Below are 13,434 nucleotides of genomic sequence, written 5' to 3'. Positions count from 1 at the left end.
GACCTCAAGCAGATTACCAATCTCACACCCGAACGACGGAAAATTCTCCGCTTTTTGGGAACCGATGCCAGTCGTTATTATCAACTCTGTTGACCTAACAGCTTGATTTGGCGTAGGTTGCCGTTGACTCCTATTTCAAAAAATCTCTTTGACTCTACCCAGAACCTGCGGAATGTAGGGTTTAATTACTCAATAGCCCTGAAGGGGTGACAAAGGGGCTGAAACTGAGGAAATAGAAGAGTGCGACCGTTTTGGGGTAAAAAAAGATAGGTCAGGTATTCTCAACAAGACCTATCAAATGATAATGTTACCTAAATTCTACCAAAACTGTTTTCAAAATGTACTGACACCCGGTCAGTACAAGATGCTCTCAATATTGATTATGCTATTACAATTTCATAAAACTGTGACAATTGAGAAACTAGCAACAGTATTTCCACAACCCATAAGATTTGAAAGTCGGCGACGGAGTATACAAAGGTTTTTACTCCTGCCGCAATTGACAATTCAATATCTGTGGTTTCCTCTGATTAAAAAATGGATAAAAAATAGCCAAATCACAAAAGAGAAACGATTGATATTCGCTATTGATAGAACACAATGGCGTTCGCAGAATTTATTTGTAATTAGTTTAATCGAACAAAAAAGAGCAATACCTGTGTATTGGCTGTTGTTACCCAAAAGAGGATGTAGCAATTTGGCGGAACAGAAAAAACTAATTCGACCATTGCTGCGATTATTTAAGGGATATCGAATGTTGGTACTAGGCGATAGGGAATTTCATAGTATTAAACTGGCAAATTGGCTACAAAGTAAGGGAATTGACTTCGTACTGCGCCAAAAAAAAGGTACTTATGTTCGCCAAGAAAATCAATCATATCAACGCCTACAATCTTTAGGCTTAAATCCTGGTATTTCCTTCTTTTTTACGGGGATTCAAGCGACTAAACAGAAGGGGTTTGCACAATTTAATCTTGCCGGATATTACAAGCGAAAATATCGTGGTAAAGTTGAGTCTGCTGGCTGGTTTTTACTCACTAACCTTGATAATCTCAAAGATGCTGTTCAAGCATTTAAGTTGCGGAGTGGCATCGAAGCTATGTTTAAAGATTGCAAGACTGGTGGTTATAATCTCGAATCTACTTATGCTGATGGTCAACGCTTGATAGCGCTGATTTTATTAATTGCTATTGCCTATACTTCTGCTGTGTTAGCTGGTCGTAATTCGGGCGATATGGGGCTACAAAAATATGTCGGTCGTCTGAAGGAATTACAGCGAGCGCAACGCCGACATAGCGCCTTTTGGATTGGTTTATATGGACAGTTATGGGTGGGTGCAATGGAATTTTGGGCTGATTTAGCTCATGAATTCATGCGTTTAAAGCCTGGTAAACTACCTTATTTTCAGAAAGGTCTACGGGCTATGGCTCTTATTCAGTCTGCTTTATAACCTCTTTGTCACCCCTTCAGTCAATAGCCATAAAAAAAGCCCGCTGAAGCGGACTTTATCGGTGCGTTCGGATAGATGTGTTCGGATAGATGCGTTAGGCGATGTTTAGCTCAGCATCTACAGAGGAAAGCTAATAGAGGAAAGTGATCTGAGTAGCGCGAGTGTAAGACGGCTACTCAATCAAGCCTTTTTGAATTTATTTTGGCGACGGCGCAAAATTTCTGCGATTGGGAGAATACCAAACGCCAGTAAGGTTGTGGGTTCGGGAACGTCTTTGCTGGGATCGCCAGAAATCCGGTTGCGAACCGCAACAGCGGTATCTGGGAAGTCGCTAAAGACACCATCAATCCCTAATTTAAAGAATTGTTCGTACTCCAGCTCTGGGTTGCCGTTGTAGTCTGGAGCGAGGAAGAAGTCTTCACTGCGGAAAGTGTAGGCATGAACCAGCAAACCTGCCGCATGGGCGTCACTAATTAGAGATGTGGGTTGTAACAATGGCTTGTCAGCATCGCTAATCACCCCATCTCCATTGAGATCGTCAGGTTGACCATCGCCATTTTTATCGACCGTCTCAGATGGAATAATCAGGCGTTTCCAAGGGCCAATTCCGCTTGCATATTGCGCGATCGCATTCAATCCTGAAGAAGTTATGAGATCGCCATAGGTGCGAGAATCACCACTGACAACAAAATCATACGGCTTGGCGGTACTTGCATCAAACAACTGAACCAGCGGCAAATTCGTCAGTGTTTTGAGAAATTTCAAGTTTGCAACTTCAAAGGATTGAATGAAAACCGCATCATCCGCATCGGTGTAACCGTTCTCGCTGAGGATTTTTACCAAAGGTTCCTCTAACGATAATCCGATGGAATCAAAGTAGGTGGGATGCTTCGTTTCCGGATAAATACCAATCGTGCGACCTTTTTCGGCACTCTTTTTCTTGGCTAGGTCGATAACTTCTTGCAAAGTCGGAATTTCATACAAACCATCATATTTAACCGATCCGGGGCGCAATTCAGGGATACGCTCTTTCGCCCGGAGAGTCTTGATTTCAGCCAAGGTAAAATCTTCGGTAAACCAGCCGGTGACTGGTTTTCCATCAATTGTTTTGGTTGTCTTGCGGTTAGCAAATTCTGGGCGATTTGCAACGTCTGTCGTTCCAGAAATTTCATTTTCATGGCGAGCAATTAGAAGGCCGTCTTTTGTCGAAACTAAGTCAGGTTCAATAAAATCAGCGCCCATCTCAATTGCCAGCTCATAGGCTGCTAACGTATGTTCGGGACGGTAGCCGCTAGCGCCCCGATGTCCAATCACAATTGGGGGGGCACCCGTCAAAGTTGCTGCTGCTGCTTCACCCACTGGAAAAACTGCTAAAGCTGCTGTTGTTAATAAAGCTAGCTTAAAAACGCGCCACATATTGCTTTCCTCACCAATCGGCTCAAGCTTGGTTGATATGAAATTCATCAGTAAATGTACTTAAGTAAATGTACGGTGCCGAGATTAAGCTTGAGCATTAGGCTGGGTAAAGCTAAGTATAAATACCATTTAAAGATTGATTAAAAGAGCAGAGATATAGCATTTGCGCTTGGATAGAATCTGCGATCCCACCCTTTCTCGCTTTGCTTTTTCTCAAGTTGACACCAATGGGCATAAACACGCCCTTCAAGCCAGCACTTTTTTGAGAGCGCAAGTAGACACAACGCTAAGTGAAGCTTGAAAATCATCGCGCCTGAAGTGACAAAGCATCTGGGTGTTCGCTACAAATTTGGATACCCCGCGCGTCGCCGTCCTTAGAAGAGAAGTCCACCCAGTCTGAAGGCGTTAACCTAAAGAAATAACCTCCTTAGCCCTGATTCTCGGCTATACTTCGGAGTCTTACAGGTCAATCTCACCATGAAGTTGCAGACTTATTTCGATTCAGAAAATAACGGTCACAAATCCTTTGAACTGCCCGGTGCCCGTCCCCACTACAACCCAGATCGACCCGGACAAGTCGAGCATATTTTCCTGGATTTAGCCCTGGATATTCCTAATCAAACCGTCGGAGGTACTTGCGCCATTACCTTACTGCCGGTGCGGAGTGGGATTGACCGTTTAACCTTAGATGCCGTCAACCTAAATATTCAGTCAGTGCAGGTTGACGAAATACCGCAAAGCTTTGACTATGATGGCGAACAACTGCACATCCAGATGCAGACACCTACTCAGGTGGGAAAAACAATCGAGATAGCGATCGCCTACTCGGTGGAAAAACCCCAGCGCGGTATCTACTTTATTTCCCCCAACAAACACTATCCCAACAAACCCGTTCAAGTTTGGACGCAGGGAGAAGATGAGGATTCCCGCTTCTGGTTTCCCTGCTTCGACTATCCCGGACAGTTAGCCACTTCAGAAATTCGGGTCAAAGTCCCCAAACTCCTGCTTGCCATTTCCAACGGATTGCTCATCAAAACAGAGGAAGATAACCACTACAAAACTTATCACTGGTTGCAAGAGCAAGTTCATCCCACCTACCTGATGACGCTCGCAGTGGGTGATTTTGCCGAAATTCAAGATGAATGGAACGACAAACCCGTCACCTACTATGTGGATAAGGGCAGAGAAGAAGACGCCCGCCGCAGTATGGGCAAAACGCCCGAAATGATTGAATTTTTCAGCGAAAAATTTGGTTATCCCTACCCTTATCCCAAATACGCCCAAGTGTGCGTCGATGACTTCATCTTTGGCGGGATGGAGAACACCTCCACCACGCTGCTAACCGACCGCTGCTTGCTGGATAAACGGGCATCTTTAGATAATCGCACCACTGAAAGCTTAGTGGCTCACGAACTCGCCCACCAGTGGTTCGGAGATTTAGTAGTCATCAAGCACTGGTCTCATGCTTGGATTAAAGAAGGGATGGCTTCTTACTCAGAAGTGCTGTGGACACACCAAGAGTATGGTTTGCAAGATGCAGCGTATTACCTGCTCAATGAAGCTCGTAGCTACCTTGTAGAAGACAGCAGCCGTTACCGTCGCCCGATTGTCACTCATGTCTATCGCGAGGCGATTGAACTGTACGACCGCCACCTCTATGAAAAAGGTGCTTGTGTCTATCACATGATGCGGGCGGAGTTGGGAGACGAGCTATTTTTTAAAGCCATCCACACCTTTGTTCAGGACAACGCCCATAAAACAGTTGAAACTGTTGACCTGCTACGGGCAATTGAAAAAGCGACGGGTCGCAACTTACTATTTTTATTTGATCAGTACGTTTATCGCGGCGGTCATCCAGATTTCAAAGTTGCTTATTCCTGGGATACTGATAGCAAGTTGGCTAAAGTTACCGTTGCTCAAACTCAAGCCACCAGCGATACTAACGGCAGTCGTAGCGATTTATTTGACCTAAAAATTCCCATTGCTTTTGGCTATGTCTCAGGAAATTCCCCCAGCGAGAATAATGTAGAGACGTCAGCTTCCTCGTCTGAACAATCCTCCACCGTCAATTTCAAAACTTTCGCAGTCAGGGTTCACGAACGGGAACAAAGCTTTTACTTCCCCCTCGAAGAAAAACCCCATTTTATTAGCTTTGACATCGGGAATAATTTCCTAAAAACGGTGTCCTTAGAGTATCCAGTTCAGGAACTCAAAGCCCAACTGCAATCCGATCCCGATCCCGTCTCCCGCATCTATGCGGCTGAGGCGTTGGCAAAAAAAGGCGGATTGGAGGTTGTAAAAGCGCTTTCTTTTGCTCTGAAAAACGATTCTTTCTGGGGCGTCCGGGCGGAAGTTGCCAAACAGTTGGCAGAAGTTAAACTCGATCAAGCATTTGACGGTCTAGTTGCGGGTCTAAAAGATAAAGAAGCCTTAGTGCGTCGTGCAGTAGTGCAAGCACTGGGAACGATTAAAACCCACGACAGCTATAAAGCACTGAAACCATTAGTAGAAGATGGCGACCCTAGCTACTATGTGGAGTCCGCAGCCGTGAATGCGATTGGCGGAATTGGGGCGGCAAATCTGGACGAAAAGCCCAAAGAAGAGAAAGTGCTGAAGCTGCTGCAAACAGTACTCAAAGAAAAGGCGGGTTGGAATGAGGTTGTGAGAACTGGCGCGATCGCTGGTTTGTCTCAACTCAAAACTTCGCCCCAAGCGCTGGATCTGATTCTGGAATACACCGCCCAAGGCGTTCCCCAAGCGTTGCGTCTAGCTGCCATTCGCGCTTTGGGAACCATTTCAACGGGTCAGAATAATGTCAACTTGGAACGAATTCTCGAACAACTTGCCGCACTCTCCAAAGAGACATTCTTCTTAACCCAAGTATCAGTCGCGATCGCCCTAGGGCAAATGGAGACACCCAAAGCGATTGGGATTTTGCGAAGTCTTGCCGACCAAACTCCCGATGGGCGAGTCCGTCGGATTGCCGAAGAAGCGGTTGAGCGGGTGCAAAAAAATGTTGGATCGGATCAAGCACTCAAGCAACTGCGAGACGAACTCGACCTGATCAAGAAGCAAAACCAAGAACTCAAAAGCCGCTTGGAAAACCTAGAAGCTAAATCCAGCAGCTAGCTAACTCCGAAGCGATCTCGATCGCATTAACCCGACCTCTCCCCCAATCTCCCCTAACCGGGAAACTAGGATCTCCTTTCCTTGTCACAGTGGAGTTGGGGGAGAGAACCGATAAATATTGCCTCTCTACACTTTAGTTTGTTCCCTTTGAGGCTCCTCTGCGAGTTGCCGGTTCGATTGACCGCCGGGAATTAGCATTTCCAATCCACGGGCGATTAACGGTAGAAACCCGATAACCAACACTACGCCCAATACGTTGAATATCACCTGAGCATTGGCAATTTGGCGGGCAACATCAGCCCCCCCAGAAATCCACTGGGCAAGGCTTGCTAATTGAGCCGCAAATAAGATCCCCACGACTGCGGTTATCACATTGAAAATCACATGAAAGACACCCGTCCGCACAGCTTCGCGCGATCGCCCAATCGTCGCTACCAGCGTGTCAGCACAGGTACCTACTTCCGCACCCAGCATCAAGGCGATGCCTGCGGGCAATGAGATCAAGCCAGAAGCTGCCAGCGTAATGACAATGGCTACTGTGGCGGAAGAGGATTGAATCAAGACGGTAAACAGCGCCCCAACTAAGGCACCCAGCAGCGGATTTTCCCCTAAGGTTTTCATCCAATCAATAAAGGGTTGGTAGTCCCGGAACGGTTTCATCGCCTCGTCAATCGTGTCTAGACCGAAGAAGAGCAAGCCTATCCCCAATAAAATTAAACCGAGGTTCTTCCAGCGGTCTGTCTTGCCCAAAAAATGCAACAAGAAACCAAGGAACAAGGCTATCGGTGCATATTCGTTAATCTTAAAAGCGATCAGTTCAGCGCCGATGGTCGTTCCGATGTTGGAACCTAGAACCACGCCGAGAGACTGGACGAACGTCAACAACCCAGCACTCACCATCGCGATCGTCATGATGATCGTGACCGACGATGAATCTAATATGGTTGTTGCCACCGTGCCAGTTGCCACTGCGGCAAAGCGATTGCTGGTGAACTTGTCGATGAGATTTTTTGCGCGATCGCCTGCGATCGCTTCGAGTCCCTCAGCAAGCCGGGTCACACCATATAAAAACAGCACCAGACCCGCCAGCACACCCATGACAATTTTGAAAATATCGATCTTTCCTTTCGTTTCTCCTTCAGACGAGGCACTCTCAGCCTTGTCACTTTTTCCCTTTTCTTCGCCTTCAGGGGAAGCAGGATTCTGCTGTGCCGCATCAGTTCCAGCCGGAGGCTGAGCGTTGACACTGACTTCTAACGCCGGTGTGTTAAATAAGTGGAAATTATTTCCTGATAGGGAAGGACTAACAATCAAAGCTGTAACTACAAGGCTCAAACCCAACAACTTGAGTATTTTTTTCTTTGAATTTTTTGAAAACAACATGAATGACCCCGCAAAATAACGGCAATATAGGTTCTTAATCCCAGGTACGGGCGAAGTAAACGCTCATGGCAAAGCAAAGCCATAGCACTCGTCATGCTGACCTAAACCAAATTGATACTGATAAAACTCTCTATCGGACTGGCGCTGCGCTTTGACTACCTTGCCCAGCGTCTAGACTCGAAACAGCATTTTCGAGCTGCTGGGTAGACACTAAAGATTTTCGATGTCTCTCCCCTACGGTGCTTACCTCTTCAGAGGGAGATTCACGGCTCCACTACACTATTTATTCGTAATTTAAAATATACTTAAGATTATTTTAATTTCTTCCTTAAGAATAATTAGTCGCTGCTGGTTTTGCTGGTAGGAGACTTTAGCAGTTTTGTCATGGAACCTTGACAGAGAAAAAATAGCAAGTGAGGGAACTGTTTGCTCTCTTAAAGCAGATGGGCGATCCCCGCAAGTGTCTGTAGTTTTGTATACTATAGTTAATAAAACGTTAAAAACCTGGTAAAAATCAATGAGTAAAGTTACGAAAGAATGCGGTCGAAATCCCTGGAAATTAATGTTATTCGATTGATTAGGTTAAATAGTGGCTTGAATACTCCCAGAAGCCGCTAATGGCGAATTAAGTTAGGTTAAAAGAGGCAAGCACAAGCGTGAATCGGTACTCCCTCATCCAGTCTCGGCGCTACGATCCCGAAGCGATCGCCCAGTACTTCCGCTATCGTCCCTGGCGAGTTCTCTGGCGAGCCATCAAAATTATCTGGTTATTTGCAGGGTTTGTTCTTGGCTTAAAGTGGGACGATTGGCTGAACCAGGACTGGAAGAATCGAGAGAAACGCGCCACTCAACTGCGGGAAATCCTCACTCGCCTGGGTCCAACCTTTATTAAAGTCGGTCAAGCTCTCTCCACAAGACCCGACTTAGTGCGGAAAGACTTTTTAGAAGAACTCATCAAATTACAAGACCAACTGCCGCCATTTGATAATGCGATCGCATTCAATATCATTGAAACCGAGCTAGAACGCTCAGTAGAAGAGATATATAGAGAAATATCCCCAGAACCACTTGCTGCCGCCAGTCTGGGTCAAGTTTATCGAGCGCGTCTTCACACCGGCGAAGAAGTCGCCGTCAAGGTGCAACGCCCCAACTTGCTACCAACCATCACCCTCGATCTTTACTTGATGCGATGGATGGCGGCTTGGCTGAGTCCTTGGCTTCCCCTAAATTTAGGGCATAACCTGACTCTGATCGTCGATGAATTCGGTTACAAGTTATTTGAAGAAATTGACTACCTCAACGAAGGACGAAACGCCGAAAAGTTTGCCACTAATTTCCGCGATGACCCCAGCGTTAAAGTCCCAGCCATCTACTGGCGCTACACCAACACTCGCGTCCTGACTCTAGAGTGGATTGACGGCTTCAAACTGAACGATACCGAGCGCATTAAAGCAGCCGATTTGGAAACCGATACCTTGATCGAGATTGGCGTCACGGCTGGTCTACGACAGCTATTGGAATACGGCTTTTTCCATGCTGATCCCCATCCAGGTAACCTGTTTGCCCTGCCAGATGGTCGTATGGCTTATATAGACTTTGGCATGATGGATCAGATGGAGGAGGATACCAAAGAAACCCTCGTCAGTGCCGTCGTTCACCTAATTAACAAAGACTATATTGAGTTAGCCAAAGACTTTGTTAAGCTAGGCTTTTTGACGCCAGAAACGGATATTGTTCCGATCATTCCAGCGCTAGAAAGCGTACTGGGAGATGTCATCGGCGAAAGTGTACAAGACTTTAACTTTAAGACAATTACAGACAAGTTCTCGGAACTGATGTACGACTATCCGTTCCGAATTCCGGCGAAATTTGCCTTAATTATTCGTTCCTTGGTGACACAAGAGGGATTGGCTCTCAGCTTAAATCCCAATTTCAAAATTGTCGAAGTTGCCTATCCCTACGTAGCGCGGCGTTTGCTAACTGGCGAATCTCCAGAAATGCGGCGACGTTTAATTGAAGTCTTGTTCAAAGACGGCAAATTTCAATGGCAGCGGTTAGAGAACATGATTGCGATCGCTCGCTCAGATGATAACTTCGATCTATTGCCTACGGCTCAATTAGGATTACAGTTTCTCCTCTCTGAAGAAGGACAATTTCTGCGACGCCAAGTGCTAATCGCTTTGACAGAAGATGACCGACTTCATACCGAAGAAGTGCGACGTCTATGGAATCTAGTGAAAGATGACCTAAAACCGTCACGGTTGTTTAATGTAGCCCTCGGAGCCTTGACGGAACTCTCCACTGAAGGAGTCGCCGCACTATTACCTTCTTTTGCCACACTTGCTGCCTTGCAGGAGAGAGAATAAAGTGTTGGGTCTTAGAGAATCGGTAATGAGTAATTGGTAATTGGCGCGGTGTGCAACTTTCTGTATTTCTCCCTCCATCTCATGGGGGGATTGGGGGAGCTGACAAAATTTGCTTGACATTTCGATCGCCCCAACCCCTGATAAATTAGAGGCTGAGAAAAAGTTGCACATAGCGGTAATTGGTAAATCTTCCATTACCGATTCCCCGTTGCCCATTTACCCGTTACCCATTAGGAGTTTTTAGTGTACTATTTCCCAGATCCGCCGTATTTTTTACTTGTTTTCGGTTTGTTTGCTGGAATAACCTGTGGTCTTGCTTTTGAAGCCACCCTCAAACAGCAAGTGCGGGAATGGTCGAAGAACCGCTCTACCCGGACTTTGGCTCAGATGCAAGGGATACAATTACAGTTGCCATTCTTGGGAATTTGTGGCGGAATCTGTCTGTTTCTAGTAGCTGGATTAGAGATTTTTGGCTTTCCTGGATGGCTGTCTTTTGGGACTTCGATGCCACTCACTCTATTTATTGGCATGTTAGTTTGGTCGCAACTCAAAAGTCTTTTAGGTCAGCTAGAACGCGGTGGCTCTCGCGCACTTGATTTAGATGCTTGGGAATAAGCGATTAGCGATTCGCTTTGCTATTTAAAAGAGAGAGGGTAAGCAACTGCTTACCCGCTTTCTTTTAGATTAAATAGCAATGATTATTTGGAACCGATATTAGTAGACATCCGCGAAGTCCCAACCATCAACATAGCCCAAAGGCCCTGGTGTCGCCCCAGGAACAACAACTTTATACCACTTGTTGCTCCATTGGTTTTGGTCTGGATGGAAGTCTAGAGTTGTGCCAGTGGGTAAAGTTTTAATAATGCGACCCGAACATGGCGATGACCGAACATTTAACGGCCCTTTTGTTACGCGAACCTTTCCAGGAGCGAGAGGATTAACGATCATCCATCCTTGAGCGCGATTGCTATCACAAGCATTGGTAGAATTAAATCCGTAAGTTACGCGAATCCAAGTATAACCATTGCCTTGCTGAGTACCTCCGCTAGGATCGTTGAGAACATCAGCTCCGGGTCTAGCGACCCGCAGGATACGGCAGCTGGTACTGGGACAAGAGCGAATGTTCACGGTACTCAGGACGTTATAAACCCGACCATCATCCGTCGCCGTGCCAGCGATACCTGCACCGAGAGCATTTGCCGTACCAACCCTAGCTTTTATCGCTTCGCGGGCTGTCTGAGCTTCCGTAACACCTCCCGCTTGTTCTGGTGCGACAGTTCTGGGAGCAAATTTGTTACCATCTTGAGAAGGTTCAGCTAAATTTTTGGGGACGGACAAACCTACTGCAAGGGCTAGTAGCGTAACCGTTGTGGCACATCCACCAATTACTTTAAGAGATCCAAGGCGCATAGTAGTTCTTTTCCTTTAAATCAGTCTGTGAAGGTCGTTTTCCTTCCGCATGTTATTAAACACAATGATGCAAACTGATTTTTCGGACTTGCCTACAATCAAAAATTCCATATCTATCTCAAGATATATTTAAGAGTCAATAGGGAACTTTTTGAGCCTAATTTTTATCTTTATTCCAATTTTCCAGCTCTAGAAAAAGGCGATCGCTTTCAGTTGTAAAAGCGATCGCCTTTGTGATTTAAAGCGGGAAAAAATTCAACAGCTTGCCGGTGTGAAGATAGCGGCTTCGATACGATTCAGGGCTTTTTCCAGATCGTCGTTCATGATTTGAATATCGAATTCACTCGCCGCAGCAATTTCGGCTTCGGCACGGTTAAGCCGTCGCGCGATCGCCACCTCTGAATCTTGCCCGCGTCCTCGGATTCGATTTTCTAGTTCGCTGACGGAAGGCGGTAGGATAAAAATCTGTAGGGCGCTTGGGAAATTTTGTCTGATCTGCCGCGCCCCTTCTAGTTCAATTTCTAATATCACCCACTGACCCTGCTGGATTTGCTCCTCCACTTGTCGTCGTAGGGTGCCATAACAGTTACCAGCAAACTCAGCCCACTCCAGTAATTCACCAGCTTCCAGCATTTGCTCAAACTGGTTGCGGCTAACAAAATAATAGTGTTTTCCCTCAATTTCGCCGGGACGAGGGGCGCGAGTCGTCGCGGATACAGAATAATACAGTTCCGGATGACGCTGCAAGAGCGATCGCAGCAAAGTACCTTTGCCTACGCCACTCGGCCCAGTCAAAACAATCAGCCTGCCAGTTTTCATGCTCCTGTCACCCGTGAAAATGCCTATTGCCTTAATTGTTGCTGGCATTCACGTCTTTGCCAATCACAAAGCGATGAGCAACGGTTTCAGGCTGAATGGCGGAGAGAATGATGTGGCTGGAATCGGTAATAATTACCGCGCGAGTGCGACGCCCATAGGTTGCATCAATCAACTGCCCTCTATCTCTGGCGTCGGTGATAATCCGTTTAATGGGCGCAGATTCTGGACTGACAATGGCAACCACTCGGTTTGCAGACACGATGTTACCAAAACCGATATTGATTAACTGAATGTCCATAAAAAACTAGCGGCATAACCGCCTAAAAAGCTTATTTAAGTCTAGTTCCCATGTTATCTACAAAATTTTTGACTTACAAGCCTAAAATCCACAAAAACTCGCGTTTTTAAGGGATCGCTGCTTTTTTTTCCCTTTTACCTCTATTATCTATTCCGAAAGGCAGAGGCAGGTTTGACAGTTGCGTTAACATTCAACTGCACAAATTCAACTTAATTCATTTCTCTTGGCGCTGGTTGTGAAATAGATATCCAGCATGACTGGAACAGCTTGAGGGACGCGATCGCTTCACGATTGTCCGTGGAATCGCTCTTCGTTCACGGAGTGGGAAGTATTTCTTTGTATCCCTATAAAAATCAAATCCTACCAGAGGATGGATGGTTGCAACTATTTACGAGATTTTACATAGAGCGCTTATCCGTAGAATTACAATTAATCCGTTTTTTTAGTATTTTAAAAAATTAACTACCGTATTTTTATTGAAACAAAGGTTTTTTGCCATCCCAAGCTATCGAAAATGAAATGCTTTTATCCAGGTTTTTCCATAACTTCAAAATATAAACTATAGCGATAAAGTTTCCGTAAAATAGGCTGTTTTTAGTAGCGGTTATTGGCATGAGTCATTTATGCTAAAAAAGTAGCGCCAACCCAAGAACGGCAATCGGGGACGTAAAGATAAATCCTGATATACCGTGCTGCACTTACCCAAACCAGGGAATAAAAAAAATGGCTATTCGTAAAACACTTATTGGATTATTCGTTGCCACTTTAGGAATATTATCGGCTCCTGCTGACGCAAAAGCAATTTCTTTAAGTTATTTAGAAACCGACCAAGCCTTTAAAAATTTAAATGTAGATTTATTGTTTGTTGCGGAGGGCCGGATTGGCAGTAGCAATAACAGCACTTACGAACTCGATCTTCACGATGATACGGGAAGCACTAATTTTGCGGTACAAAAACAACAGGAATTAACAGGTTCAAATTACTGGCAAAGCGGAAGAGTGGATGCTTTCACTCTGGCTTACGACGCACTCACAAAGATCGTTACCTACAAAGTTGGAAACCAAACTTTAGCTTACGATTACACATCGAAATTTACCCAAGGCGTCACAGATATCTTTGTCCGCACTAGAGCAAATAACACGAATAGCAGCATGACGGTCAA

At 45.6% G+C, this 13,434-nt stretch carries 10 protein-coding genes; 5 read left to right on the top strand and 5 right to left on the bottom strand.

Going from position 1 to position 13,434, the window contains the following annotated elements; genetic code table 11:
- The first annotated feature begins 304 nt into the window (after positions 1–304).
- Positions 305–1,450 (top strand): IS4 family transposase, encoded by a 1,146-nt coding sequence (locus tag H6F50_RS14590; RefSeq protein WP_190429252.1) that lies wholly within the window; start codon positions 305–307, stop codon positions 1,448–1,450.
- Positions 1,451–1,630: 180 nt separating this feature from the next.
- On the opposite strand, the gene H6F50_RS14585 is transcribed toward H6F50_RS14590, so the two are convergent.
- Positions 1,631–2,866 carry a glycerophosphodiester phosphodiesterase gene (locus H6F50_RS14585; RefSeq protein ID WP_190429253.1) on the bottom strand — a complete coding sequence of 412 codons (1,236 nt, stop codon included), beginning with the start codon at positions 2,864–2,866 and terminating at the stop codon, positions 1,631–1,633.
- A 477-nt stretch (positions 2,867–3,343) separates the two neighbouring features.
- Between H6F50_RS14585 and H6F50_RS14580 the strand changes: the two genes are divergently transcribed.
- A complete protein-coding gene (locus tag H6F50_RS14580) occupies positions 3,344–5,995 on the top strand; it encodes a M1 family metallopeptidase (RefSeq protein ID WP_190429251.1) in 2,652 nt (883 codons plus the stop codon).
- 126 nt (positions 5,996–6,121) lie between these two features.
- Here H6F50_RS14580 and H6F50_RS14575 read toward each other — a convergent pair whose 3' ends face one another.
- The gene (locus H6F50_RS14575) at positions 6,122–7,378 is read right to left on the bottom strand and encodes a Na/Pi symporter (protein WP_190429250.1); all 1,257 of its coding nucleotides are present in this window, start codon (positions 7,376–7,378) and stop codon (positions 6,122–6,124) included.
- A 656-nt stretch (positions 7,379–8,034) separates the two neighbouring features.
- On the opposite strand from H6F50_RS14575, the gene H6F50_RS14570 reads away from it, so the two are divergent.
- Both H6F50_RS14570 and H6F50_RS14565 read left to right on the top strand, forming a co-directional pair.
- Positions 8,035–9,744 (top strand): AarF/UbiB family protein, encoded by a 1,710-nt coding sequence (locus H6F50_RS14570; protein WP_190413903.1) that lies wholly within the window; start codon positions 8,035–8,037, stop codon positions 9,742–9,744.
- A 243-nt stretch (positions 9,745–9,987) separates the two neighbouring features.
- Positions 9,988–10,359 carry a hypothetical protein gene (locus H6F50_RS14565; protein ID WP_190413901.1) on the top strand — a complete coding sequence of 124 codons (372 nt, stop codon included), beginning with the start codon at positions 9,988–9,990 and terminating at the stop codon, positions 10,357–10,359.
- Between the two features lie 99 nt (positions 10,360–10,458).
- On the opposite strand, the gene H6F50_RS14560 is transcribed toward H6F50_RS14565, so the two are convergent.
- The 3 genes from H6F50_RS14560 to H6F50_RS14550 all read right to left on the bottom strand — a co-directional run bounded on the left by H6F50_RS14560 (position 10,459) and on the right by H6F50_RS14550 (position 12,271).
- Positions 10,459–11,154: an SH3 domain-containing protein gene (locus H6F50_RS14560; protein WP_190413900.1), complete on the bottom strand. Its 696-nt coding sequence runs from the start codon at positions 11,152–11,154 to the stop codon at positions 10,459–10,461.
- A 255-nt stretch (positions 11,155–11,409) separates the two neighbouring features.
- Entirely contained in the window at positions 11,410–11,973 is a 564-nt protein-coding gene (gmk, locus tag H6F50_RS14555; protein WP_190413938.1) for a guanylate kinase, read from the bottom strand.
- 31 nt (positions 11,974–12,004) lie between these two features.
- Positions 12,005–12,271 (bottom strand): DUF370 domain-containing protein, encoded by a 267-nt coding sequence (locus tag H6F50_RS14550; protein WP_190413898.1) that lies wholly within the window; start codon positions 12,269–12,271, stop codon positions 12,005–12,007.
- A 723-nt stretch (positions 12,272–12,994) separates the two neighbouring features.
- Between H6F50_RS14550 and H6F50_RS14545 the strand changes: the two genes are divergently transcribed.
- Positions 12,995–13,434: choice-of-anchor W domain-containing protein (locus tag H6F50_RS14545; RefSeq protein ID WP_199292171.1), on the top strand; the 440-nt coding region annotated here is incomplete at its 3' end.

The sequence above is a fragment of the Coleofasciculus sp. FACHB-712 genome, from assembly GCF_014695635.1.
GTDB lineage: Bacteria > Cyanobacteriota > Cyanobacteriia > Cyanobacteriales > FACHB-T130 > FACHB-T130.
The sequence above is the reverse complement of the archived record's forward strand: the minus strand, read 5'-3'. Positions and strand labels throughout refer to the sequence as shown.